This is a genomic window from Rhodococcus sp. DK176 (assembly GCF_038447315.2).
Taxonomy (GTDB): domain Bacteria; phylum Actinomycetota; class Actinomycetes; order Mycobacteriales; family Mycobacteriaceae; genus Rhodococcus_F; species Rhodococcus_F jostii_A.
Window position 1 is genome coordinate 810812 of sequence record NZ_CP118321.2, and the last position, 25650, is coordinate 836461.

A 25650-nucleotide genomic window follows, 5' to 3' on the forward strand; every position below is an offset into this window, starting at 1 on the left:
ACCATGCCGCAGAATATGTATCCTTCTGTGTCCCAAATGATGACGAATATGCAAACAGGTAACCGAACGTTCGCCGTATTCGGGGTGTAAGCGCTGCCATAAGACAAGGTCGCCATCACCAATCTCGCCCGGCGACGCCTGGGCGCTGGATGATCCGCCGCCCGCACACCAACGAGACCTCACCGCCGGCGACCAGCTTCCAAGCACCACCCGAACTCCGCGACACACTCCACGTCCCCGACCAGCAAATCGATCAAGGTCCGACTGGCGCCGGACTCCCCCTCTCATCCTCGTCGACCGTTCCGAGGGAGCATTCGGAACGGCGGTCGACAGCGCATCACTCTCCGCCGCTGGAGCGTCGCCAAGACGTCCACCAACGCCACACCGGGCGGATGTCGATGACATTAGTCGCACGCCGGATCCACACCGTTCGCATCACTGTCCACCCATGTCTCGTCCGCACACCGTCTGACCGAACAACAAGGAGACCTACCATGACCGACACCATCGTCGCCGCCACCGAGGCCGAGGCCGAGGAGCTCGCCGCACCGCTGGACCTGCTGCTGACCGACTCGGTGTTCGGGATCGCCCGCCGGATGCTGCCCAACCGTTCCTGGTTGCGACTCGGCGCCAGCCTGGCCGGAGCACCGCACTTTCTTCTCGGCCGTGGCCGCGGGCTGGCGGTGGAACTGGCGGACATCACGCGCGGCACCTCTACCCGGAGCCCAGCACGCGCGGACCAACGGTTCGCCGACCCGGCCTGGTCTGGAAACCCGTTGCTGCGCCGCATCATGCAGACCCACCTCGCCGTTGCCGAGACCGCGGGCAAACTGCTCATCGACGCCGACCTCGAGTGGAGAGATCGAGAGCGCCTGCAGTTCGTCCTCGACAACGCCGTCGAAGCCGCCGCGCCAAGTAACAACCCGCTGCTCAACCCGCTCGGCTACAAGGCGGTGATCGACACCGGCGGCACCAGCGTCGTGCGCGGGATGAGCAATCTGGTCCGCGACCTGGCCACCACACCACGGGTGCCAACGATGGTGGACCCCGACGCATTCATTGTCGGCGGCACCGTCGCCGCGACACCCGGGTCCGTGATCTTTCAGAACCGGATAATGGAGATCATCCAGTACGCTCCGCAGACCCCGACGGTGCGCGAGGTGCCGCTGCTGATCGTGCCCCCGGTGATCAACAAGTTCTACATCACCGACATCTCACCGGGCCGCAGCATGGTCGAGTACTTCCTCGGCCAGGGTCAGCAGGTGTTCACCATCTCCTGGCGCAACCCGAAGGCCCGCCACCGCACCTGGGGATTGGACACCTACGGGCAGGCCATCGTCGACGCCTTGGACGCGGTCGAAAAGATCACCGGCAGTACGCGCACGCACTTGCACGGGAGCTGCTCGGGCGGGATGCTGGCCGCGATGACCGCCGCACATCTGACCCACATCGGTCAGGGCGACCGCCTCGCCGGCCTCACGCTGGCGGTCACCGTCCTCGACCAGAGCCGGGCCGGATTCGCGGCCGCCGCTCTCGACCCGACAACCGCCCAGGCCGCCATCCAGGTCTCGGCCGCGCGCGGATACCTCGACGGCCGGTCTCTGGCCGAGGTGTTCGCCTGGTTGCGCCCCACCGACCTGGTGTGGCGATACTGGGTGAACAACTACATCCAGGGCCGCACGCCGCCGCCGTTCGACGTACTGTTCTGGAACGCCGACACCACCCGCATGACGGCCACCCTCCACAAGGACATGGTGCAGATCGGCCTGAGCAACGCGCTGACCACCCCGGGCGCGGTGAGTATGCTCGGCACCCCCGTCGACCTGTCCAAGGTCATCGTGGACTCGTATGTGATCGCCGGCATCGCCGACCACATCAGCCCCTGGCAGGCGTGCTACCGCAGCGCCCGCCTACTCGGCAGCGAGAGTAGCCGGTTCGTCCTCTCCACCAGTGGACACATCGCCGCGATGGTCAACCCGCCCGGCAATCCTCGCGCGTCCTACCGGATGGCTTCACCGAGCACCGAGCACCCCGCCGAGTGGCTCGAGACCTCCCAGCAGCAGCAAGACTCCTGGTGGCCCGACTTTGCGGACTGGCTGAGCAAGCGCAGCGGACCCGCCAAGGACGCACCAGCCATGCTCGGCGCCGTGGATCTCCCACCCCTGATGCCCGCGCCCGGCTCCTACGTCCGCGAACAATGACCCACCACCTCGCAATCGGAGGGCCGCGATGACCACACACCTGACGCGCCCGGCCGAGCTCCTTGATCTCGTCGGCGAGCAGCTCGGCACCACCGACTGGTACCAGATCACCTACGAGCGGGTGAACCTGTTCGCCGACGCCACCGGCGACTACCGGCGGCTCCCTCACCCCCCACCGCGCACCGCGGCCGAATTCAAGAATGCCGTCGCCTCCGGCTATCTCACCCTCTCACTCCTCCCACGGGCCTTGGCGACCTGCTCACCATCGACAGTGCACCGGAGACCATCGATTACGGACTCAACAGGGTTCGCTTCCCCACACCCGACCGAGTGGGAACGAAGGTCCGCTGCACCGGCCGGATCCTTTCCGCGCAGCGATTCGAGGCCGGGCTCGAGGCCGTGTTCGGCGTCACCTTCGAGTCCGAGAAAGCAACATCACCCGTCTGCGTCGCCGAAACCAGTGATCGTCTACAGATGAACCGCCCTCCGGACCGGGCGGGCGAGTCCCGGATGGTGCGCGCCGGTGGCCAGCACCTGCGTGTACACATCCGGCGCGGCACCGGCGTGCCGCTGGTGCTGTGCAACGGGATCGGCGCCAGCCTCGAGGTACTCGACCCGCTGGTCGCACATCTCGCCGCACACCGCACCGTGATCCGGTTCGACGCCCCAGGCACCGGGGCGTCACCGACTTCTCCTGTGCCCTATGGGATCCCGTATCTTGCGTGGGTAACCGGACGAATGCTCGACACGCTCGGCTACGGCCGGGTCGACATGCTGGGGTACTCATGGGGCGGGGCCCTCGCCCAGCAGTTCGCGTTCCAGAACCCGCGCCGGTGTCGCCGCCTGGTCCTGGCCGCAACCGCAACCGGCGCCCTGATGGTGCCCGCCCGGCCCGCTGTCCTCGCGAAGATGCTCACCCCGCGCCGGTTCGTCGACCGCAACTACTTGGCCTCCATCGCCGCGACGATCTATGGCGGCAGCGTCGACTTCGGTAACGCCACCGTCACCCAGCTCGTCAGCCATCAACTCGCCGCCGGATCCCGCCGCGGCTACCTGCACCAGCTGCTCGCCGGGGCGGTGTGGTCGAGCCTGTTCGCCCTCCCGGCAATCCGCCAACCCACCCTCATCGTCGCGGGCACCGACGACCCGATCATCCCGATCATCAACGCGCACATCATGTACCGGCTGATGCCGAACGCCACCCTCGTCACACACCCCGGCGGCCACGTCGACCTCCTCACCAACGCCGCCACGCTCGGCCCCGTCATCGAGGACTTCCTACGGAGAGCACCGTCGGCCTGATGTGAGGCCGGCCCTCGGAGGGCTGCAGCGATTCCGTGTGCCCGGGGTGTCGGCGATATCCTTGAGAGGACGCCATCGAGAGGTGAGTCCACGGTTGTATTTCCGCTGGTCGTGCCGTCGGGACCAGCCCGCAGCCCCATGAGCCGACGGAGTGAGTAGACCGTCCGATGGGTGCAGGTGATCCGCTCGACACTCAGAGGTACCCGCCCTCCCCGGCGGCGGAGTTGGCAGGCACCGGCTTCGACGATGCCCAAGAGATCGGCCGCGGCGGTTTCGGCGTCGTCTACCGCTGCACCCAGGAAGACCTGGAGCGCACGGTAGCGGTGAAGGTCCTCACCGTCGAACTCGACGACGAGAACCGGGCACGATTCTTCCGGGAACAGCGGGCGATGGGGCGGCTGACCGGGCACCCGAACATCGTCAACATTCTGCAGGTCGGTGCCACCGACAGCGAACTTCCCTACATCGTGATGCCGTACCACCCGCAGGATTCCCTGGACGTGCGGATCCGCCGCCACGGTCCGCTGCCGGTGGAGGAGGCACTACGCCTAGGGGTGAGAATGGCCGGAGCGGTGGAGACTGCACACCGGCTCGGCATCCTGCATCGCGACATCAAACCCGCGAACATCCTGCTCACCGATTACGGCGAACCAGAACTGACCGATTTCGGCATCGCTCACATCAGCGGCGGCTTCGAGACCGCCACCGGCGCCGTCACCGGCTCCCCGGCGTACACCGCTCCAGAGGTGCTCGGCGGTGAACCACCGAGCCCGGCCGCCGACGTCTACGGCCTCGGCGCCACCCTGTTCAGTACCCTGACCGGCCACGCCGCATTCGAACGCCGCAGCGGTGAGCAGGTCGTAGCGCAGTTCCTGCGGATCACCACGCAACCGGTCCCCGACCTGCGCGAGCACGGCATCCCCGACGACGTGTCCGCGGCGATCGCCCACGCGATGTCCCGCGAGCCCGACCAGCGCCCGGCTACCGCCGCCGACTTCGGAGAGGAGCTGCGAGCCCTGCAACGCGCCCACGGCTTCCCGGTCGACGAGATGGCCCTGCGCGCCGAACCGGGCGCCGAGGTCGGTGACCGAGCGCTAGCGTCAGGCGTTCGGCACCCCACAGAACCCGCCCCTCGGAGCACTACCGGAGCCCTTCCCCTGGAACTGACGAGTTTCGTCGGCCGCCGGCACGAGCTCACCGAGGCGAAGAACCTCCTGGCCGGGTCGCGGCTGGTGACGTTGACCGGGATCGGAGGTGTGGGCAAGACGCGGCTGGCGATGCGGATTTCGTCGGCTGTGCAGCGCGACTACGCCAACGGTGTGCGGCTGGTGGAGTTGGGTGAGCTGCACGACGCGTCGTCGTTGGTCGACGCCCTCGCCGGCGCACTGGGAGTCCGGGACCACTCGACGAGGCCCCTGCGGGATGTCCTGATCGAGTTCCTCGCCCCGCGCGAGGTGCTGTTGGTTCTCGACAATTGCGAGCACCTGGTAGACGCCGTGGCGGAACTGACCGAAACCCTGCTACGGACGTGTCCGCGGTTGCGGACCCTCGCCACTAGCCGTGAGCCCCTCGGCATCGGCGGGGAAGCAGTGCTGCGGGTCCCCCCGCTGGCCGTCCCCGATCCCGAACGGAAGCTCTCCCTGCGCGGGTTACCCAAATACGATGCGGTGACGTTGTTTACCGAACGCGCCAATGCTGCCGTTCCGGGGTTCGCGCTCACCGACGACAATGCGGCGGAGGTGGCGGGGATCTGTCACCGCCTCGACGGGTTGCCGCTGCCGATCGAACTGGCGGCGGCGCGGCTGCGGGCGATGTCGCCCCAGCAGATCCTGGGGCGGCTGACCGACCGCTACACGCTGCTGACCCGCGGCAACCGGGGTGCGCCGACGCGGCAGCAAACCCTGCGGTTGTGTATCGACTGGAGCTTCGAGTTGTGCACCGCCGATGAACAACTCGTGTGGGGGCGGGTGGCGGTGTTCGCGGGAAGTTTCGAACTCGATGCCGCGGAGCAGGTGTGCGGCGCGGGCCTGGCACCGGACGAGTTGCTCGACACGCTGACCTCCTTGGTGGAGAAGTCGATCCTGATCCGGGAGGAATCCGGGTCGGCGGTGCGTTTCCGGATGCTCGAGACCCTCCGCGAGTACGGCTACGAGAAAATCGAGCAGACCGGTGAGGCTGTGGCGTTGCGCCGCCGGCACCGGGACTGGTACGAGACGCTGGTGCGCGATGCGGAGGCCGACTGGATCAGCGCCCGCCAGCTCGACTGGATCGCCCGGCTGAAGCGGGAACAGCCGAATCTGCGGGAGGCCCTCGAGTTCAGCATCGACGACGATCCCGCCGCCGGCCTTCGCATCGCCGCCGCACTGTACTGGTTCTGGAGTTCCCAAGGCCTCTACAACGAGGGCCGGCGGTGGCTCGACCACCTCCTCGACCGCCGCAGCGGTGCAACGACCCTCGAACGGGTTACGGCGCTCTGCTATGACAGCGTGATGGCCAATAGCCAGGGAGACCTCGAGGCCGGGGCGGCGCTCGTCGAGGCGGCGCGGACTCTCACCGCACACACGAGCGACCCTGTGTTGCGGGCGTACAGCGACTGCGCCGACGGCATGCTGGCGCTATACAGCGGTGATCTCGCGCGAGCATGCTCTCACCTCGAATCCGCTCTCGTCGAGTTCAGTGCACGGAAAGATCGCACACTCGAAACCAGCCTCCTGTACCCGTTGGGAACGGCCTACGGTCTGTCCGGCCGGACAGACCGGGCGATCGAATGCCACGAACGTGCCCTCGCGATAACGGAGCGATACGGCGAGAAAATGTACCGGGCGCACTCTCTGTGGGCCATGGGCATCGACGTGTGGCGACAGGGCGATACCGATCGTGCGGTCCGGCTCCTCGAACAATCGCTCGAGCTGACCCGGCACGTGCACACCCCCCGCGTCGCGACAGCCTGCCTCGAGGCACTGGCCTGGATCACCCGCCAACAGGGCGACGCACTACGGGCCGCAACGCTGATGGGAGCCGCGGACGGGCTGGCGCAATCGGTGGGCAGCGCTGTGGTCATACATACCAATTTGCTTGTTTATCATCAGGACTGCGACCAGGAGTCCCGGAAGGAACTCGGAGACAAAGTTTTTGCGTCGGCCCACAGCAAGGGCCGAAGTCTCGGCTTCGATGCAGCGATCGCCTACGCTCTCCATGAGCAGCCGGCCAGCACCTCCGCGCCCGACACAGATTCGTCGGTGCGACTGACCAAGAGGGAACACCAAGTCGCCGACCTGATCGCCGAAGGCCTGACCAACCAGGCCATCGCCGACCGCCTGGTGATCTCACCACGCACCGCGCAAGGCCACGTGGAGCACATCCTGGCCAAACTGAGTTTCGCCTCCCGCACACAGGTCGCGGCCTGGGTCGTGGAGCGGAAACGTCAGTAGCGGCATCGGCGCGGGCTGAGCGAGGTCGCTCACCCCGCGTCCTCGAGCCCGTACTACGACAGCCGCCTCCAACCGGGCCGGCTACCGGAGCGGTCTGCTTCCGCGCTGGAGGCCTCCGCCCGAGCCGCGCCCTGCCGCAAGCCTCGAGGAATGCGCACCGCCGTTCCGACCGAGGCAGATCGCGCTTGGGGCAGAGGGGCGATGGATCCGGTACTCCTCCTCGCCGAGCAACCAGTGCTGCAGCAGGGACGTGACACGGCCGAGTTCGCCGCGGAATTGGAAGCTCAGCCGCTGCTGTTCTGGGACTGTGCTGCCGACGCGTACGCACCACGGCGGCCGCCGAACAGATCCGTCCGATACCTGCACGAGGCCGCCGGCGTCACCCCGGCAGGCTGCCAGGACGGGGCGCAGGCCCACGCTAGGGCCCGATCTCACAGGGTGAAGCCGGCACGCCCACGCGCGGTCGCGGCCGCTTCGGCGAGGGAACCGCGATGGATCGGCCCGTGGCCGGGCAGAAGTATGTCGGCGCCGAGCTCTCCGATGATGTCCAGTGACACGGCGGCCGTGCCGTAGTAGTGGTTGAGCCACTGCGGCAGTAGCTGGGGACCGGAGATGGGTGAGGTCGGATGCCCGGTGATCAAGGCGTCCCCGGAGATCACCACACCGTGATCGGGAAGGTGATAAACCGTGTGCCCGGAGGTATGACCGGGCACGAGAACCGGAACGGGGGCACCCGGGCAGGTCAGGGCACCAAGTACGGGCATCGGGGTCGGGGAGTCGATGCCGTACTTGGCGGTGCCACCCAGACGCACCAGTTTCATTGCCCAGGACAGGACTCCGGGGCGCCCGATGTTGCTGAGCACGTCCCAGGGGGTCGCGACCTCATGGCATTCACGCCGGGCATGAGCTGCCTCGGCAGGGTGTACCAGTACAGGCGCCCCGTAAGTCTCGGCGAGATATTGTGCGCTTCCGATGTGGTCGACATGCGCGTGCGTGATGAGCACGGCCTCGATGCCGTGAGGATCCCGTCCGATAGCTCGGATCGATTCCTCCACCTCGCCACGCTGCCCCGGGTATCCGGTGTCGATCACAGTCACCGCGTCACCTTCGGTGAGCAGCACCCAGTTGACCATCTCGGAGTGCACGAAGAACACGCCCTCGGCGATTTCGGCGGGCTTCATCGCGTGACCACTGCCAGCCTGCCGCAGGCGTTTCGCGTGTTCGCTGTGACCTGCGCGCTCACCTGGCTGTAGCCCAGCGCGTTGTTGTCGACGAGCGTCTGGTCCTCTGACACGACCCTCACGTATCTCCTCCATTTTGCGTTGTCCAACGGGCAACGTGCGTACGTGGTAAACATCGGTTTTCTTGTTGATCCGGTCGATCACCTGGTCGGCGAGGCGGTGTGGGTGGGCCATCTGCGCTGTTCTTGTGTTCACACGGTCAGGGTCGGTACGCCGCGTGGTGGGTGGTGCTGCCGCTCCCCGGCATGTGAGACACCCCGCGGCGCCGCCCTGGTCTTGCCGTGTGGGTCCAGTTCGTACTTCCCGCCAGACGCCCGGCCCGTCGAGTTGGATTGCCACTTCGAATCGATCGGCGAATCCTGCACGTTCTTCGTCACCACCCTCGTCAGACAGACGGCGAGACGAGCGCCACCGACAAGCGCCACATCGGCCGACAGCGGGTCTTCGACGGGCGCCTTCAGCGACTCGACGACACCGGCGCGTGGCACCGATCCCCCCATGAGTACTCGCGGTCTTCAAACGGTTCAGGGTTCGTTGTCAGCGAGTGTGGTCGATAGCGCGCGTGCGCCCGCGTTCAGTGCCCGCCGAATCGGTCAGGTGGGCTTCGAGAAACCTGACGACCAGGTCGCACGAATGCCTGCCAGGTGGCACCATTCGCAATCCGGGAAAGTCGGTGATCTGCACGGGGAGTGTGTCTGGCGTTCCCGCTGCCACCGCAACGACATCGACTCGTTCGAAGCGTGTGTGGTGCCGTATCCCTGCCAGGACCGCGGCTGTAGTCCAGCTGCCAGGGTCCGCGCGAAGGAATACTACGACCTTTCCTGGTCCGCGATGCAGTGAGAGGATCTCATCGACGGATGTGATGAGCGCGCGCCCCTCGGACGCGTCGACCAGGAAGACCGTGTTCTCCGGTGCGCCGGAGGAGAACGTACGTTTCATCGATTTGAGGCGATCCTGATCCTCGTCGATCACCAGCGCCAAATGATTGCCGACGTTGAGATGATCTGTCACCAGCACCTCACCGTGCAATAGCGAATTCGACACTACTTCCCTCCTATCTTGCTTCCATCACGAGTCATTCGACTCGATCCGGCTGTCCTATTCGTGATGCTTGTGAGTGTCAGAACGGAGCGAATGGCGGCATTCATCGCGTGTGGTGATCGGAGTCAGTAGGCGCGGGGAAGCTTCAGCGCCTGCGCGGAGATGTAGTTGAGGACCATCTCCTGTGAGAACGGTGCGTTGCGGAGCAGCCGCGCCTCCCGCCACAGCCGCTCCACGTGGTATTCCTTCGCGTAGGCGTAGCCACCGTGCGTGGACATGGCCCGGTCGCAGGCATCGAAGCCGGCCTCGGCGCCCAGATATTTGGTCGCGGCGGCCTCCTTGCCGCAGTCCTGGTGGTTGTCGTAGAGCTCGGCGGCGTGCATCGCCATCAGTCGAGCCGATTCCAGCCGGATCCAGGAATCCGCTAGTGGGTGGGCGATCGCCTGATTCTGGCCGATGGGCCGGTCGAAGACGACACGCTCTTTGGCGTATTTCGTCGCCAGCTCCAGTGCTGCCTGACCGATACCGACGCCTTCCAGTCCCACTACGATGCGCTCGGAGTTCAGCCCGTCGATCAGGTAGCTGAAGCCCCTGCCTGTTTCACCGACGACTTCGTCGTCGCGGACCTCGAGGTTCTCGATGAAGAGTTCGTTGGAGTCGATCGCCGACCGGCCCAGTTTCTCGATCTCGCGGATCGTGATCCGGTCGCGGTCGAGGTCGGTGAAGAAGAGCGTCATCCCGTCCAGCGGTCTTTCCTCGTTGCGGGCGGACGTGCGCGCCAGCAGCAGGATCTTGTGGGCGTTCTGTGCGTTGGTGATCCAGACCTTCTGGCCGTTGACCACCCAGCCGCCGGCGACTTTCTCGGCCTTAGTTGTGATGCGCGAGGTGTCCACGCCGGCGGTGGGCTCGGTGACACCGAACGCCATGAGGATCTCGCCCCGGGCGAGCTTGGGCAGGAACTGCTGCTTCATCTCCTCCGAGCCGTGACGGATGATCGGTGCGGGTGGGAACAGGTAGAAGTGGACCGCCGAGGCGCCACTCGCGCCGGCACCCGATGCGGCGATCTCCTGCATCATCACGCCGCACTCGGCGAGGCCCAACCCGAGGCCGCCGTACTCCTCGGGGATGAGCGCGCCGAGCCATCCGCCCTCGGCGAATGCCGTGAGGAACTCCCACGGGTACTGGGCCAGTGTGTCTTTCGTGCGCCAGTAGTCGTAGTCGAACTTGTGGGCCAGCTCTCGGGTTGCCTTGCGGACGACGTCGACGTTGCTCTCGTCGGGATCGCTCACCAGTGCGCTCCTGACGTGTTGAGCAGAGATCGCGGTACCTTGGTGTTGCGGGCGCGCAGCCACTCGCCGAGTGCCTTGGCTTGGGAGTCGAGCCGCAGTGTCGAGGTGGCACCGCTGCCGAGCATCCCCCGGATGAGGAAGTTGACCGCACCGAGTTTGGGTAGTTCGTAACGCGAGATGGCCAATTCGTGTGTTTCGGGGAGGAGGCGTCGGAGTTCGTCGACGGTGAGGGTCGACTGGAGCCACTGCCATGCGCCCCGGTCGCGTACCCAGACGCCGAGATTCGCGTCGCCGCCCTTGTCGCCGGAGCGGGCATGCACGATCTCACCGAGTGAGGCGATGACGAGTGGTGCGTCGGTCCAGGGCGCTCGCACCGACGGCGCGGGGAAGAGCTCGACCGGCGGGGGTGCCTCGAGACCCCCGTCGTGTGGCGTGCCGGGGGCGATGATCTCGGTGGTGCCGTCATGGTGGTGGACCATGTGGTCGAGCATTCGCTGGTCGAGCAGTGCGGGCCAGTAGACACCGAACGCGGACCCCGGTTGTGGAGGGCCGAGGGTGTACAACCCGGGGTAGCTGGACAGGGCCAGCTCGACCATCCGCGACGAGAAGGCGCGCCCGGCGGCCTCCTTGGTGCCCTGCACTGCGATCTGGAGCAGCGCGGTGCCCGCATTCTGACTGTCGGGATCGTGCCGGGCCTGACCGATCCGCGTGATCGTGACCGCGTCGAGCCCGTCCGCGGCCTCGATCTCGCGGTGCACGAATCGTTCGACGAGGGCCGCCTTCGCGTCGAGGTCGGTGCCGGTGAGCGCGAGGATCATGCTGTTCTCCCAGCCCCCCACCCCGGTGATCGCGACCTTGGTCGTCGCCGGTGGCGCCGAGCCGCGCACGCCGCGGATCCGGACGCGGTCGTCGCCGAGGTCGGTGAGCTCGGCGGTGTCCAGGTGGGCGATCACGTCGGGGTTGAGGTAGGCGGGTTCGCCGATCTCGTAGAGCAGTTGGGCTGTGACGGTGTCGTGGGTGACGGCGCCGCCGGTGCCCGGGTTCTTGGTGATCACCGAGGAGCCGTCGGTGTCGATTTCGGCGATCGGGAATCCCGGTTGCATGAAATTGGCGATGTTGCGGAATCCGGAGAAGTTGCCGCCGGTCGCCTGCGGTCCGCATTCGATGACGTGTCCGGCCGCGACGGCGCCGGCGAGCGCGTCGTAGTCGTCGGGGGCCCAGTTCCACCACCAGGCGGCGGGACCGACGACCAACGCGGCGTCGGCGACGCGGCCGGTGATGACGATGTCGGCGCCGCGGGCCAGGGCGCGGGCGATGCCGAATCCGCCCAGGTACGCGTTGGCCGTCAGTGGGCGGTGCGGCCAGGACGAGAGCGGCTCGCCGGTGGTCAGGTGTGGCAGCGAATGGCCGGTCTGCTGCAGCTCGTCGAGGCTGCCGAACACGTCGTCGCCTCCGATGTGGGAGACCTGTAGGTCGTAACCGCGGCCGGCGATCAGGGCGCGGGTTGCGTCGGCCAGCCCGGCGGGGTTGAGTCCGCCGGCGTTGACGACGAGCCGGATCCCGTTCGCGACGAGGTGATCCAGTGCTGCGTCCACGTGTTGCAGGAAGGTGGTCGCATAGCCCTTGGTGCTGTCCTTGGCGCGCGCCTTGCCGAGGATCAGCATCGTGACCTCGGCGAGGTAGTCACCGGTGAGGACGTCGATGCCGCCGGCTCGGGCCATGTCGGCCATCGCGGAGGCGCGGTCACCGTAGAAGCCGGAGCAATTCCCCACGCGGATCGGACGTTGCCCTCGTCCCGGTGCTGATGTCATGTTGTTGCTCCCGTTGTCTTGTTGACCCACGCTGTCCCCTCGAAGCCCACCTCACCGGAGGGGTGCCGCTCGATGAGTTCGAGGGTCAAGCTGTCATCTTCGGCCGCCGTCACCCGGGCGGTGTAGGTCAGGTCCGCCGGTGCGTAGACGGGTCTGCGCAGGCGGTAGGCGGCCTTCGTGACGTGCCATGTCGGGCCGAGGCCCTCGGTGACGCACCGCAAGGCGAGTGCCGCCCGGAGGTGGGAGTGCAGCACGACACCGTCATGGCCCTCCTCGCGTGCATAGGACTCGTCGAAGTGGATGCGGTGCGGGTTCCAGGTGACCGCGCTGTAGCGGAACAACTGAAAGGGCGTAGCCGTGTGCTCGAGCGGTGGCAGCCTGTCTCCGGGCTGGAAGCTGATGGACATTTAGGACTCCTGGAGGGGGTTGCGCAGTACGACGGTGCGCCGGTTCCGGTTGAGGACGGCACCCTCGGCGGACATGAAGGTGTTGATGGTGGTGACGAACACACAGCTGCCCGCCCGGGTCTGTTTGGGGGTGACCGCCGCGAGGGTGGTCTCGAGCACCACCTCCGTGCCCGCGATCACGGGGTTGACCAACTCCATCTCTTCGCCGGCGCCCATCACACGCAGCCCGAGGTCGCCGTCACCGAGGGGCATGTCCCCGCCGTGCGGGGTTCCGTCGGGCTGCAGCCGGGCCTCGGGGGTGCCCAGACCCCACTCCACGATCGCGGCGAGCATGTTCGGTGGCGCCACGACATCGGCGTACCCGGCCGCGCGTGCGTGCGCCGGATCGTAGTGCTTCGGATCGATGGCGCCGATGGTCATCGCGTAGCGGCCGATGGTCACCGCCTCGAGGGTGCCGAGGCTGCGCCGTGCGAGAACCTCTCCCGTCCGGGGTTGCGTCTGGGCGTAGTACGCCGCCAGCGCAGTGCCGGATTCAAGCAGTGGGGACATGCTGGGGCTCCTCACCGGACAGTTCCGCCAAGATCTCCTCTGTCGACTGCCCCAGCAGCGGGGCGGCGCGCAGTGGTCCCACCGGCGAGTCACTGAGCCTGAGCGGACATCCCGGTACCGGCACCCGACCCCTCGCCGGGTGCTCGACGTACCGGATCATGCCGCGCTCGATCAGGTGCTCGTCCGTGTCGATCTCCCGGATCGACTTGACCGGCGCACACGGCACACCGGCGGCCTGCAAATCCCGCACCAGTTCGGCGCGGGTGCGGGTCTTGGTGCACGCCGACACCTCGTCGTCGACCGCCTCGATGTTCGCGGCCCGCTCGCTCTCCTTGGCGAACCTGGGGTCGTCGACCAGCTCGGGCCGGCCCAGTGCGGTCGCGACACCGCGCCAGTGCCGTTCGGAGATGCAGATGATCGCCAGCCATCCGTCGCTGGCCTGGTAGATGTTGTACGGCGCGAGCGCCATGCCCGAATGCCGATTCCCGGTGCGCTCGGGCAGCTTTCGGCCTGGATTGTTGTGCAGGCCACCCAGACTGGAGGCCAGCATGGGGTAGATGGTGTCGTGCATCGACACCTCGACGAGCTGCCCCCGCCCCGTGCGCTCGCGCTGGAACAGGGCCGCGCTGATCGCCCCGAACAGGTGGATGCCGCCGGAGAAGTCCACGAATGCGGCGCCCGCCTTGGTCGGTGGACCGTCGGGCATTCCGGTGGCCGCGGCGCTGCCGGACATCGCCTGCACGGTGATGTCCATCGCCGACATGTGTGCGTACGGGCCCGTGGACCCGTAGCCCTTGCCGCGGGCCACGATCAGACGCGGATTATGCTCGAGGAGTTGCTCCGGGCCGAGCTGGAGCCGCTCGATGGTGCCCGGCGCGAAGTTCTCGATGAGCACGTCGGCGGTCTCGGCCAGGTCGAGCAGCGCGTGGCGACCGGCGTCGGTCTTCAAGTCGAGGACCACACTGATCTTGTTGGAGTTGAGCATCACGAACTCGTGGGACTCGACCGGCTGGTGTGAGCGGAAGCGCAACTGCTCGCCGCCGGGCGGCTCGATCTTGATGACCTCGGCGCCCAGCTGGGCGAGAAGAAGTCCGCAGTACGGACCGTTGTAGATTTGGCCCAATTCCAGGACCCGGATGCCGTCAAACGCGGACATGATTGCTTGCCTCTCCGATCAGGAGTTGTTGACCGCGGCATCGCCGCAGTGGTGGTCTCGTCGCTGCACGCGTCGTCACCAGAGCAGCACCTCCTTTCCTGTGGCGCCCAATACCTCTGGTGCGCAAAAGTTTCCGTGATTTCTGTCGATGAAATGCGTTATTGCAGACTTACTCGGCACTGCACACAGGCCAGACATCTGGCGGTGAGCAGCATCAGCACGGCCATGTCCGAGGGCCCGACCGGTTCGACAATGGTTGATCGGTGCGAACCCACGGTGGATCGCGCGCAGATCAGGTGGTCGAGGCAGGGGCTGCCAACCCCGGGTCGCCGGCGGCAGCCAGGACAGGGTGAGCGCAGCCGAACTTGCAGGTGTCGCCCGACAAGATCGTGGAGCTGCCCACCTGCACGACATCATCTTTCGGCCATTTCGAACTGCCGTCGCGGACGACCCGGGTGACTCCGCCCGGCGCGGGTGTGATGCCGCGCGCGGGCGGCGATCGTGGAGGCAGGGAAGGGTCAGGACTTGATGACGCCGGCGGAGCCGCCGTGGATGTAGCCGACCGGTCCGGTGCCCTGAGCCACCGCGACCGTCTCGGTCACATGCTGGATGGAGGTTGCGTCATTGATCGAATGCAAGGTGCCGTCCTGGTTGAATCCGATTTGCGCGCCTTCCATCCACAGCAGCACGACGGTGTCCTCGGTGTTGTCCTCGGGGCAGTAGAACGTGTGGACCGAGCCGCCGGGTTCGTAGAGGTAGGAGCCGGCGACCTGGGGCTGATCCGGGTACTCGGCGTACTTCCAGCAGCCCGAGAACGTCCACACCTCGGCGGTACCGGTGTGGTAGTGGACGGGTAGGAGGCAACCGGGCGCCATGGTGGCCATCAGTACCACCTGCCCCTTCTCGGGGTCCAGGCGCAGCGGCTGAATATGGATCCCCGGGCCCATAGCGTCCTCGAGCAGCGGGATCTCATCGATATTCACGGTCAGGAGGTCATCCTGCGGCAACGCGACCAACGGCAGCGGGACGCCGGTCTTGGTGCGGATCATCCCGGGAGAGACTGGTGCGGTCATGGTTCGACCCCTTCGTGCGTACGGATTTACGGATGTAGAACCGGATTTCCGGATCATGTGTGAAGACTACTGTGACCCACGCCTCGTCGCAAGAGGTGGAGCCCGACTGTGTGCGGTGTTTGCTAGGGTCACCGGCATGCCTGCTCGCCCGCATCGCACAGTCGACCGCGTGATCGAGATCCTCGAGACCGTGTCTCTGAGCCCGCGCGGGGTGACGTTGGCCGAACTGACAACCGCCCTGGGCGCGGCGAAGAGCTCCGTGCAGGAGCTGACCAACGGACTGCTCGCCCGCGGGTATCTCCTCGAGGAGGAGCGCCGGTTCCACCTAGGACCGGGGCCGTTCGTCCTTGCCGCACGCGCGAACAAGCTGGCCGCGCTCTCGCTCGATCACCAATTCGTCGCCGAGCTGGGCGAGGTCCTCGGATGCACCGTCCTCGTCGCAGTACGCGTCGGGGACGCCATCGTCTTCACCGACCTCGCGGGTGAAGAATCACCCAGCCTCACCTTCGTCGCCCGCACCCACGCCCGGCGCCCGTTGTACACGACCGCCGCCGGAAAAACCGTGCTCGCCAACGTCCCCGACGACGAGATGTACCGCCTCCTCGACCTCGCCGCCCCCGAGCAGGCAAGCGAAGTCCGACAATTCCTCACCGAGCTCCCCGAGATCCGCTCCCGCCGACTCGCCTTCAACCGCGGAGTCACGCTCGCAGACGCATACGCCGTGGCCACGCCTCTGCTGGCACCCGACGGCAGTCTGATTGCGGCGATCAGCGCGGCCGTCGACGCGTCGGCGGCGGAGGGTCTCGACGATATCGGCGAAAAGCTCAAGAAGGCCATCGCCAGCCTCGGCCCGCGATACGGGCTCAAACTGAGCTGAAAGCCTGAACACCCGGCGCGCGCCGGGCGAGATTCCGAGCGGCTATGTGGCGGTTGCGCCTCAGGGTTGATCGTTAGCGTCGGGTAAGGGGCGTCTGCAGATTTCGTGGGCTTCGTCGGCCGAGATGCCGAACATGCGCAACAGGTCCTCAGTGACTTGGTCGGTGTCCTCCGCGTCGTCACGTTCGGGGTGCTCGTGCAGCAGTTGACCCAGACAGAGTGCGGCCCCCGCTGTGATCGTCAGGGCCAGTTCGGGATCGCGCACGCTGAACCTGCCCGCACGGGCGGCTGCCTCGATGTCGCGGCGAGCTCTCGGCGCCAGGCCCTTGTCCGAGCTGACCAGACTCGGCCCGTCGCGGAGCAGAACTTTGCTCAGTTCGGGATTCCTGCGATGCAGGCGTCCGGTCAGACGGAAGCTCTGCGCAAAGATCTGGGCAGGGTCGTCCAGATCGGCGGTCAGTTCGTCGAGTATCGCGCCGTGGCGGTCGAGGGCCTCCTCCACGGCCGCGTGAAAGAGCTCCTCTTTGGTCTGAAAGTGGTTGTAGAACGACCCCATTCCGACATCAGCGGCCTGGGTGATCTCGAGAATCGGGGCGGTCAGCTTTCCGGCCGCCATGAAGGACTGGGCTGCGCGCACGAGTGCGGCGCGGGTCCGCGCTTTGCGCCGTTCCAGACGGTTCGGTGCATCGGTGATCTGCTCGGTCATGCCTGCGTGCCCTTCTCCTGATCCGTCCGACCTTGCCCTACACTACCCGGGCGTCATCAATATTGACGAATTCCTCAAACTTGGCAGCCACTCCAGTCCGCAAGCAGCAGCCACACACGGACTAGCTAATGGCCGAGGATCTTGATGCCGACCACGAGTACGCCCACACCGACCAAACCTGCGATAGTGAACAGCTGTTGCCACCAACGTAATTGGGCCATTCTCACGGCAAACAGAGCAATGACCCCCAGTTCGACGACGAGGATCCACATCGCGATCCACATCGCCGTGGATAGGCTCAACAGCCCGACGGCGGCGGCGACCAATATCAGCAGGGGCAAGACCGCGGCCTCCACAATCTGGCCGGAGGCCTGCAACATCCGCAGCGCTGCCCGTCCGCGCGGAGCACTGTGGTGCGCGCCGAGGTGCGCTACCCAGTCGGCCAGCAGGCTCGCCGCCCAGAGCCCGCCGGTGGCCACCGCGACATCGAGGACCCGAGACCATGGGCTCGCCTCGGGAGCCGTATAGCGGACGAGGACGGCGAGCGTCGCCAAACACGTCATCGCGCCGTACACACGCTCCCGCAGGAGCGCGACGACCTGCTCCACGGGAATCTCTTCTCTATTTGCCTCACTGGCCGCACTCACGTCGGCCACCACGCGAATCGGTTCGAATCTGCCCTGTCCGAGCAACCGCTGCATCAAACCCATTCCAGCCATCAGCATCCCGCCGACGACGCGTCGTGGCGGTCGAGGGCCTCCTCCACGGCCACGTGGAAGAGCTCCTCCTCGGTCTGAATGTGGTTGTAGAACGCCCCCATTCCGACTTCAGCGGCCTGGGCGACCTCGAGCATCGAGGCGGTCAGCTTCTCAGCCGCCACGAATGACTGGGCTGCGCGTACGAGTGCGGCGCGGGTACGCGACTCGCGCCGGTCAAGGCAGTTCGGTGCATCGGTGATTCGCTCGGTCATGTCTGCGTGCCCACTCCCCTATCTCGTCTGAGCTGGCCCGACACTACCGCGTGTCATCAATATTGACGAATTCCTCAAAACGTCTTGACTGACGATATCCTCTTGAGTGACGATATCCTCACAAATTGAAGGGAGTGGTCAATGACTGCCCACCATGACCCGCATACCGGTCTGCACAGTGAGCAGGGCGCGCTGGCGGGCGAGCACCGGGGTCGGGCCGCCGAGCCGATCATCAAAGTGCATGACCTCGCGTGGCTGGAGTTCGAAAAACCTGACCTCGATCGGGCGGAGGCGTTCGCCCATGCCTTCGGTTTTGCGACAGCGCTTCGCACCGCACACGACCTGCAGTTGCGCGGGACAGACCCCGGTTCGCCCTGCGTGCTCATCCGCCGGGGTCCACGGTCGCGGTTCGTCGGTCCCGCCTTCCGGGCGGCCGACGCGACCGACGTGCTGCGACTGGCGGACGCGGTCGGGGGTGCGGTCGTGCCCCTGCCCGAGAGTCTGGGCGGGATCACTGTCGATCTCATGGATCCCAGCGCTCTGGGAGTGCGCGTCGTGTCCGACACGTTCGAGTTGCCCGCGCTGTCCGACCAGGCTCCGCTTCCACTGAATTTCGGACACGACGGCGGCCGGGTGAACGCTCCCCAGCGGCCGCCCCGCGCGCCGGCCACCGTGCAACGGCTCGGGCACGTCGTGCTCCAGACGACGACGTATCTCGAAACACTCAACTGGTACCTCGAGCACCTCGGACTGATCGTCAGCGACTTCCTCTACTACCCCGGACAACGGGCCCGGGGCCCGATCATGAGCTTCATCCGCTGTGACCGGGGCGCCACGCCCACCGACCATCACACGCTCGCAATGGTTCTCGGCCCGGCCAACCGCTATGTGCATTCGGCATATCAGGTCGCCGACCTCGACTGCCTCGCCGCAGGTGGCGAATACCTGCTCGACCGGGGCTACCGCCGGTCCTGGGGCATCGGCCGACACATCCAGGGCAGCCAGATCTTCGACTACTGGCGCGACCCTGACGGATTCTTGGTCGAGCACTTCAGCGACGGCGATCTCTTCGACGACACCCTCGATGCGGGCTGGGCACCGATGACCGCGTCCGGACTGTCCCAGTGGGGGCCGCCCGCCACCAAAGACTTCCTCGGATTGAACCCCGGTCGGGAATCACTCCAGGAACTGCGCGCCATTGTCAATGCGCTGCGCGCCGACAACGAATTCGACCTCCACCGCCTCCGCGGCCTTCTGAAAGTTGCCAGCTCATGACCATCTCCGTCCTCCGCACCGCCGATGCCTGGTGGGTCGACACACCCACGGGTGCCGCACGGGTAGACACCGAGGCCACCACCACCGCCCAACTGCTGGCCGACCGACCGGCCGTCGAGGCCGCGGCGTCCAGCAAGGGCGCCGTGCCCGTCGAGACCCTCTCGTTGCTTTCTCCGGTCACCGCCCCGTGCCGGGTGGTCGCTCAGATGACGAACTTCGCCTCGCACGTCGAGGATGCCGGGATGAATCCCGACACCATTCCGTTGACCTTCTTCCGCAAGGCATCCGGTTCGATCAGCGGCCCCAACGACGACGTGATCCGTCCTGCCCATGTCCGGCTACTGGACTACGAGGTGGAGATCGGGCTCGTCCTCGCCCGCGACATCCCGGTCGGGACGGCGGTCACCACAGACAATCTCGCCGATTACGTTGCCGGGCTGGTCGTCACCAACGACATCTCCGCGCGCGACATCCAGCTTCCGAAAACGCAGTTCTACGAAGGCAAGTCATACCCGACGTTCACCCCGGTCGGCCCCGCGCTGGTACTGCTGGACGGCGACGAGCTGAAGCGATTCACCGACCTGCGCCTGCGGCTCTGGGTCAACGGTGAGCCGCGCCAGAACATGACCGTTGCCGACATGATCTACCAGCCGACCGAGACTCTGCAGGCACTGACCCGGTTTCAACGCCTGGATGCCGGGGACTTGCTGCTGACCGGAACACCGGTCGGGACGGCGCTGAGCGCCCCACCGAAGCCGATCGCAATCCTCTCCTCCCTGCTGCCGCCGGCAGTCAAATGGAAGCTCTTCTTCAAGGGCCAGGCCAAGAATTCGAACTACCTTCAGGACGGCGACCTCATCGAAGCCACCGTCGCCACCGACGACGGGACCATCGACTTGGGGCGCCAGCGCACGGTGGTGAGGTACGCGCGATGACCACCGACCTGCTGTGGCCGCGTTATGCGGTTCCCACGGATCTGGCGACGATCGAGGCCGTGCCGCTGCGCGATCGGGGGCTTCCGGAGTCCACCTATGCGTTGCTCACCCGAGCGGCCCGCATGTGGCCGGATCGCCTCGCGCTCACCGTCCTACCGGACGCTGCACGGTGGCGGGAGCCGTTGCAGCGCAGTTTCTCCGAACTACTCGACGATGTTCATCGTTACGCGAACCTGCTCCATCGTCTGGGCGTGCGGCGCCGGAACGCGGTCGCCGTGATGGCGCCCAACTGCGCCGAGTTGATCCCCGCGACTCTCGCCGCACAGCTTGCCGGCATCGCTGCTCCCATCAACGCCGCGCAGTCGCAGCAGCACATCGCTGAATTGCTGCGCCGCTCAGGTGCCCGGGTACTCGTCGCGGCCGGACCGGAACTTGCGCCCGAGACATGGGAGGCCGCGCACCAGATCGCCCTGAGCGGGAAGGTGGACGCCGTGCTGGTCTTGCGGCCCACCGGCGCCGCCGGCGCTCCTGCGGACCTGCCCGAGGTCGACGGAGTGCGGATCGGCTACCTCAGTGCGCTGGCGGCCGATATCGAATCCTCCGATTTCGTCGGTGATCCCCCCCGTGGGTTCGACGTGGCCGCACTGTTTCACACCGGTGGTACCACCGGTGTTCCTAAGCTGGCCGCCCACACCCACGACAACGAGGCCGCCGATGCCTGGATGCTGGCCGCGAACTCGTCGTGGGACTCGGACGCCGTCGTCTTCGCCGCCCTGCCACTGTTCCATGTCAATGCCTTGATGGTCACGCTGCTCGCGCCGCTGTTCAAGGGCCAGGGTGTGGTGTGGGCCGGCCCGCTCGGCTATCGCGACCCGGCACTGTCCAGCGAATTCTGGAAGATCGTCGAGCACTACCGCATCGCATCGATGAGCGCGGTGCCCACCGTCTACGCGGCCCTCGCGCAGCGCCCGGTCGATGCCGACATCAGTAGTCTGCGCTTCGCCATGGTGGGAGCGTCGCCTCTGCCAACTGCGGTCGCCATGAAGTTCCAGGACCATACGAGTGTCCCCCTTCTCGAAGGTTACGGACTGACGGAGGCAACCTGCGCGAGTGCACGCAGCTTTCCCGACGCACCACGACCCGGATCGGTCGGGCTACGGATGCCCTATCAGCAGGTCAAGGTGGTACGCGTCCGTGAAGACGGCACCTGGGACGACCTGCCCACCGGAGCCACCGGAGTGCTGGCGATCAGCGGTCCGACGGTGTTCGCCGGCTATGTTTCCGGCCACGACGAACACGGGCCCGTTCTCGACGGCATGGGCAAACTGGTCGACGGCTGGCTCGACACCGGCGACCTGGCGCGCATCGACAGCGACGGTTTCATCTACCTGGTCGGACGCGCGAAGGACATCATCATCCGGGGCGGGCACAACATCGATCCAGCGGTCATCGAAGACGCTCTTCTAGCCCATCCACAGGTCACCGCGGTCAGCGCGGTGGGACGCCCCGATGCCCACGCCGGCGAAGTGCCCGTTGCCTACGTCACCGTCGTCGCAGACGCCGGTGTCACCGCGCACGAGCTGCAAGCCTGGGCGGGCGAGCGCGTTCCCGAACGGGCCGCGGCACCCAAGGCGGTCACCATCCTCCCGGCGTTGCCCGTCACAGCGGTAGGCAAGCTCTACAAACTCGCTTTGCGCGCCGACGCGACACGGCGCGAGCTCGAGCATGCCCTCGCCACCCTCGCAGGCATCGGCAGCATCCAGGCGTCCGTCGAGGACGGTTCGATCCTTGCCACTGTCGAGATCGACGGAACTGCCGGCGAACCGGCGGTCAAGGCGATCTTGAACCGATATGCGATCAATTGGAAGGTCACGGTGCTCACATGACCACCGCATCACAAGTTCTGGCACTCTGCCTCGCAGTCTTCTACCTCCTGCTCGGCGTCGGCAAAATAGCGGCGACCTCGCCGATGCGGGAACGGGCAGCCCACGTCGGTATGCCCGTCAGCACGTATCGGGGCATCGGTGCGCTCGAAGTCGCCGGTGCCGTCGGTCTCCTGATCGGCGGTCTCGTGCCGGCGCTCGGCGCCGCAGCCGCCATCGGGCTGCTACTCCTGATGGTAGGTGCCGTCGTCGCACACGTACGGAACGGTGACGGACTGCGTGAGATGGCGCCCGCCATCGTCGTCGGTGTAGCGATCGTGGCCTACCTCGTAGTCCTGTTCGGATCGATCCGATGAGCGAACGGGTCGTCCCAGTCGTCATCGTCGGTGCCGGACCCACCGGGCTGACCGCCGCCACGCTGCTGGCTCAGTACGGTGTCGAGTGCCTGCTACTCGAGCGCTGGGAGGGCGTCTATGCGCAGCCGCGGGCGGTCCACCTCGACGGTGAGATCCACCGGATCGTGGCGCACCTCGGGATCGCCGAGGAGTTCGCGGCGATCTCCCGGCCTTGCCTCGGGTTGCGGCTTGTCGACCGGAACATGCGCGTTCTCACCGAGTTCCACCGAGACCCCGGTCCGGGCGTCCACGGCTACCCCGAGGCCAACATGTTCGACCAGCCGCAGTTCGAGGAGATCCTGCGCGCCAACCTGGCACGGCACCCGAAGGCCTCCCTCCGCGGCAACGTCGAGGTCACCGGGCTGGCCGACGACACGACCGGCAGCGTTCGCGTCGACTTCACCGACCGAAACACCGGTGTGCAGGAATCGGTCCGGGCCAGATACGTCCTCGGCTGCGACGGCGCCAACAGCCTGGTCAGAAACCAGATTCAGGCAACGATGCGGGACCTGAAGTTCGACCAACGCTGGCTGGTTGTCGACGTCGCGACCACCGCCGACCTCGGCGCGTGGGAGGGCGCCCACCAGGTGTGCGACCCGGTGCGTGCGGCAACATACATGCGCATCGGACACACTCGCTACCGCTGGGAGTTCCGGCTCGAACCCGGCGAGACCGCCGACGACTATCGCGACATGGCTCGACTACAACCCCTCATCTCGCCCTGGACACGGAACACACCGGTCGACGAATTGACACTTGTCCGCGTGGCCGAGTACACGTTCCGAGCCCAAATCGCGGACCGATGGCGCGACCGGCGCGTGTTCCTACTCGGCGACGCCGCCCATCTCACACCGCCATTCATCGGACAGGGGATGGGGGCAGGGATCCGCGACGCGATGAACCTCGCCTGGAAACTTGCCGGCGTCCTCACCGGAAGTCTGCCCGAAAGCGCACTCGACACCTACGAGATCGAACGCAAGCCCCACGCGCTCGCACTGATCCGGCGCGCCAAGCTGGTCGGAATGGCCATGACCGAAGGCGGCGAACTCGGTAACCTCATCCGTCGCATCGTCGTACCACTGCTGCACCGTATCCCGGGCCTCGGCGACAAGATCATGGACGGCGAAACCCCGGCCCTTCACCGCTCCACTCTGATAGAACGACCCCGACTCCGCAGAAGCCGAGCGGGCCGCCTGATCCCGAATCCGGACCTCGCTCAGGGCCGCCGGTTCGCTGAGGTCGTCGGCGGCCGGTTCGCGGTCGTCACCTCCTTCTCCCCGACCACGACACAACGCACCGACATCGAACAACGCGGTGGCACAGTCCTGCTGGCTCGACCCGGCACCGATCTGCACCGCTGGCTACGCCGCGGCCGCGCCCGCGCCGCCATCATCCGGCCCGACGGCACCGTCCTCAGTAGCGGCAACGACCTATCCGCCCTCGCCGCCGCCCTCCCACGCTTCCACACCACCCGCACGCCAACATTCCTCACCCAGTGACCCACCCCTGACGAAGTCTCCACTGCTCACGCCTGCCGATGCTGCGAGCCACCGGCCCGATGTATGACCCTCGCATTCCGACCGGGCCCGCAGCGATACGACCGTCCGCGCTGTCCTGCAGGACGGTGCGGTCGGTCGTCGCCGCAGGCCCGGAAGCGCGGCATGTGGCTCGTCCAGCGCACTTTCGACATCGAAAGATGCTGTGCACCAGTCGAAGTGATTCGCGTCATACAATACCCGCCCGTAACCTACGGAAGCGTAACTTACGATACCGTAGGTTCATGGCGATATCAGACATCAAGGAATACGCGCACCTCACGGATGCCGACGTCGAGGCCATCGGCCGCGACCTGGATACGATCCGACGAGACATCGAGGAATCCCGCGGTGCACGCGACGCCCGGTACCTCCGCAACACCATCCGGCTGCAACGGGGCCTGGAACTCGGCGGCCGGGCGGTGCTCTTCGGCTCCCGCAAGCGCTCGCTGTGGGTACTGGGCACCGGGATGCTCTCGTTGTCGAAGATCATCGAGAACATGGAGCTCGGGCACAACGTGATGCACGGGCAATGGGACTGGATGAATGATCCCGAGGTGCACTCCGTGAACTGGGAATGGGACAACGCCGATCCGTCGGCGCACTGGAAGCTCACCCACAACTACGCCCACCACAAATACACCAACGTCCTCGGCATGGACGACGATGTGGGCTTCGGCCTACTCCGCGTCACCCGTGACCAGCGCTGGAAGCCGTTCTACCTCGGCAACCTCGCCTACAACGCGATTCTCGCGGCGCTGTTCCAATACGGCCTCGCCATCCAATTGCTCGAGCTGGGCAAAGTAACCCGAGGCCGGGACGAGCGTGAACTCACCAAGACGCGCGGCAAGGAAGTGCTCGCCAAGCTCGGCAGGCAGACCCTCAAGGACTATGTCGTGTACCCGGCACTGACAGGCAAGGCATGGAAGTCCACTGCAAAGGCGAACGCGACCGCTAACCTCGTCCGCAACCTGTGGACCAACGCCGTAATCTTTTGCGGCCACTTCCCGGACGGCGCCGAGAAGTTCACCAAGACCGACGTCGACACCGAGACGCACGCCCAGTGGTACCTGCGGCAGATGCTCGGTTCCGCAAACATCTCGGGCGGCCCCGTCATCGACTTCATGACCGGCAACCTGAGCTACCAGATCGAGCACCATATCTTCCCGGACCTGCCCTCCAACCGCTACCACGAGATCTCGATCCGCGTGAAGCAGCTATGTGACAAGTACGACCTGCCGTACACGACCGGCCCGCTCGCGGTGCAGTACTGGAAGTCGTGGCGGACCATCGCGAAACTCTCGCTTCCCGACAAATACCTCACCGACACCCGCGACGCCGCACCCGAAACCGCGTCCGAAGCCGGGTTCGGCGGTCCCCCCGCCACCGATCCACTCACCGGCCGCCGCATCGGCCTGGCGACGACGATCAAGAAGACGCGCAAACGCGGTCCCGTCCGCCGAATCCTCGGAATGCGCTGACCGGCAACTATTCCGGGCTGCTGCGGAGAACGCGGTCGGCTAATCGTCACGGAGCATGTCGATTAGCCGAACCGTTCTGCTGCTTGCGGAATG

Annotated in this window: 22 protein-coding genes and 1 pseudogene; 10 read left to right on the forward strand and 13 right to left on the reverse strand. The window is 66.4% G+C overall.

Going from position 1 to position 25650, the window contains the following annotated elements; all coding sequences use genetic code 11:
• Nucleotides 1–494: 494 nt before the first annotated feature.
• The 3 genes from PSR88_RS03770 to PSR88_RS03780 all read left to right on the forward strand — a co-directional run bounded on the left by PSR88_RS03770 (nucleotide 495) and on the right by PSR88_RS03780 (nucleotide 6934).
• On the forward strand, nucleotides 495–2201 hold the full coding sequence (locus PSR88_RS03770) for a PHA/PHB synthase family protein (RefSeq protein ID WP_016880678.1): 1707 nt from the start codon (nucleotides 495–497) through the stop codon (nucleotides 2199–2201).
• 474 nt (nucleotides 2202–2675) lie between these two features.
• Nucleotides 2676–3503: an alpha/beta fold hydrolase gene (locus PSR88_RS03775; protein WP_063711541.1), complete on the forward strand. Its 828-nt coding sequence runs from the start codon at nucleotides 2676–2678 to the stop codon at nucleotides 3501–3503.
• Between the two features lie 167 nt (nucleotides 3504–3670).
• Nucleotides 3671–6934 (forward strand): protein kinase domain-containing protein, encoded by a 3264-nt coding sequence (locus tag PSR88_RS03780; protein WP_016880679.1) that lies wholly within the window; start codon nucleotides 3671–3673, stop codon nucleotides 6932–6934.
• A 431-nt stretch (nucleotides 6935–7365) separates the two neighbouring features.
• On the opposite strand, the gene PSR88_RS03785 is transcribed toward PSR88_RS03780, so the two are convergent.
• The 10 genes from PSR88_RS03785 to PSR88_RS03830 form a co-directional block, all read right to left on the reverse strand.
• A complete protein-coding gene (locus tag PSR88_RS03785) occupies nucleotides 7366–8115 on the reverse strand; it encodes an MBL fold metallo-hydrolase (protein WP_016880680.1) in 750 nt (249 codons plus the stop codon).
• Nucleotides 8112–8237: a hypothetical protein gene (locus tag PSR88_RS03790; RefSeq protein WP_016880681.1), complete on the reverse strand. Its 126-nt coding sequence runs from the start codon at nucleotides 8235–8237 to the stop codon at nucleotides 8112–8114. The genes PSR88_RS03785 and PSR88_RS03790 overlap by 4 nt, the downstream gene beginning before the upstream one ends.
• Before the next feature lie 129 nt (nucleotides 8238–8366).
• Nucleotides 8367–8663 carry a hypothetical protein gene (locus tag PSR88_RS03795; RefSeq protein WP_192815042.1) on the reverse strand — a complete coding sequence of 99 codons (297 nt, stop codon included), beginning with the start codon at nucleotides 8661–8663 and terminating at the stop codon, nucleotides 8367–8369.
• Between the two features lie 49 nt (nucleotides 8664–8712).
• On the reverse strand, nucleotides 8713–9219 hold the full coding sequence (locus PSR88_RS03800) for a hypothetical protein (protein WP_016880682.1): 507 nt from the start codon (nucleotides 9217–9219) through the stop codon (nucleotides 8713–8715).
• A 122-nt stretch (nucleotides 9220–9341) separates the two neighbouring features.
• Nucleotides 9342–10505 (reverse strand): acyl-CoA dehydrogenase family protein, encoded by a 1164-nt coding sequence (locus tag PSR88_RS03805; protein WP_016880683.1) that lies wholly within the window; start codon nucleotides 10503–10505, stop codon nucleotides 9342–9344.
• Complete coding sequence (locus tag PSR88_RS03810) at nucleotides 10502–12316, reverse strand: acyclic terpene utilization AtuA family protein (RefSeq protein ID WP_016880684.1); 1815 nt, start codon at nucleotides 12314–12316, stop codon at nucleotides 10502–10504. Before PSR88_RS03810 ends, PSR88_RS03805 begins: the two co-directional genes overlap by 4 nt.
• A complete protein-coding gene (locus tag PSR88_RS03815; RefSeq protein WP_011594006.1) occupies nucleotides 12313–12723 on the reverse strand; it encodes a MaoC/PaaZ C-terminal domain-containing protein in 411 nt (136 codons plus the stop codon). Before PSR88_RS03815 ends, PSR88_RS03810 begins: the two co-directional genes overlap by 4 nt.
• Nucleotides 12724–13272 (reverse strand): MaoC family dehydratase N-terminal domain-containing protein, encoded by a 549-nt coding sequence (locus tag PSR88_RS03820; RefSeq protein ID WP_016880685.1) that lies wholly within the window; start codon nucleotides 13270–13272, stop codon nucleotides 12724–12726.
• Entirely contained in the window at nucleotides 13256–14428 is a 1173-nt protein-coding gene (locus PSR88_RS03825; protein ID WP_016880686.1) for a CaiB/BaiF CoA transferase family protein, read from the reverse strand. Before PSR88_RS03825 ends, PSR88_RS03820 begins: the two co-directional genes overlap by 17 nt.
• A 518-nt stretch (nucleotides 14429–14946) precedes the next feature.
• Nucleotides 14947–15501 (reverse strand): 2,4'-dihydroxyacetophenone dioxygenase family protein, encoded by a 555-nt coding sequence (locus tag PSR88_RS03830; RefSeq protein WP_029538092.1) that lies wholly within the window; start codon nucleotides 15499–15501, stop codon nucleotides 14947–14949.
• Between the two features lie 136 nt (nucleotides 15502–15637).
• On the opposite strand from PSR88_RS03830, the gene PSR88_RS03835 reads away from it, so the two are divergent.
• Complete coding sequence (locus PSR88_RS03835) at nucleotides 15638–16378, forward strand: IclR family transcriptional regulator (RefSeq protein ID WP_029538095.1); 741 nt, start codon at nucleotides 15638–15640, stop codon at nucleotides 16376–16378.
• A gap of 60 nt (nucleotides 16379–16438) precedes the next feature.
• Here the strand turns inward: PSR88_RS03835 and PSR88_RS03840 are convergent, their stop codons facing one another.
• The 3 genes and pseudogenes from PSR88_RS03840 to PSR88_RS03850 all read right to left on the reverse strand — a co-directional run.
• Nucleotides 16439–17083, reverse strand: coding sequence for a TetR/AcrR family transcriptional regulator (locus PSR88_RS03840; protein ID WP_016880689.1), 645 nt, complete (start codon nucleotides 17081–17083; stop codon nucleotides 16439–16441).
• Nucleotides 17084–17208: 125 nt separating this feature from the next.
• A complete protein-coding gene (locus PSR88_RS03845; protein WP_029538098.1) occupies nucleotides 17209–17793 on the reverse strand; it encodes a hypothetical protein in 585 nt (194 codons plus the stop codon).
• 26 nt (nucleotides 17794–17819) lie between these two features.
• Nucleotides 17820–18053, reverse strand: a pseudogene (locus PSR88_RS03850) (TetR family transcriptional regulator); the annotation flags it as partial.
• A 141-nt stretch (nucleotides 18054–18194) separates the two neighbouring features.
• Between PSR88_RS03850 and PSR88_RS03855 the strand changes: the two are divergent.
• From PSR88_RS03855 to PSR88_RS03880, 6 genes are all read left to right on the forward strand, one after another.
• Nucleotides 18195–19328: a VOC family protein gene (locus PSR88_RS03855; RefSeq protein WP_016880692.1), complete on the forward strand. Its 1134-nt coding sequence runs from the start codon at nucleotides 18195–18197 to the stop codon at nucleotides 19326–19328.
• A complete protein-coding gene (locus tag PSR88_RS03860) occupies nucleotides 19325–20263 on the forward strand; it encodes a fumarylacetoacetate hydrolase family protein (RefSeq protein ID WP_016880693.1) in 939 nt (312 codons plus the stop codon). Before PSR88_RS03855 ends, PSR88_RS03860 begins: the two co-directional genes overlap by 4 nt.
• On the forward strand, nucleotides 20260–22149 hold the full coding sequence (locus PSR88_RS03865; RefSeq protein WP_016880694.1) for an acyl-CoA synthetase: 1890 nt from the start codon (nucleotides 20260–20262) through the stop codon (nucleotides 22147–22149). The genes PSR88_RS03860 and PSR88_RS03865 overlap by 4 nt, the downstream gene beginning before the upstream one ends.
• The gene (locus PSR88_RS03870) at nucleotides 22146–22502 is read left to right on the forward strand and encodes a DoxX family protein (RefSeq protein ID WP_016880695.1); all 357 of its coding nucleotides are present in this window, start codon (nucleotides 22146–22148) and stop codon (nucleotides 22500–22502) included. Before PSR88_RS03865 ends, PSR88_RS03870 begins: the two co-directional genes overlap by 4 nt.
• Nucleotides 22499–24040, forward strand: coding sequence for a bifunctional 3-(3-hydroxy-phenyl)propionate/3-hydroxycinnamic acid hydroxylase (locus PSR88_RS03875; protein ID WP_016880696.1), 1542 nt, complete (start codon nucleotides 22499–22501; stop codon nucleotides 24038–24040). Before PSR88_RS03870 ends, PSR88_RS03875 begins: the two co-directional genes overlap by 4 nt.
• Before the next feature lie 281 nt (nucleotides 24041–24321).
• The gene (locus tag PSR88_RS03880; RefSeq protein WP_016880697.1) at nucleotides 24322–25557 is read left to right on the forward strand and encodes a fatty acid desaturase family protein; all 1236 of its coding nucleotides are present in this window, start codon (nucleotides 24322–24324) and stop codon (nucleotides 25555–25557) included.
• Nucleotides 25558–25650: the final 93 nt, after the last annotated feature.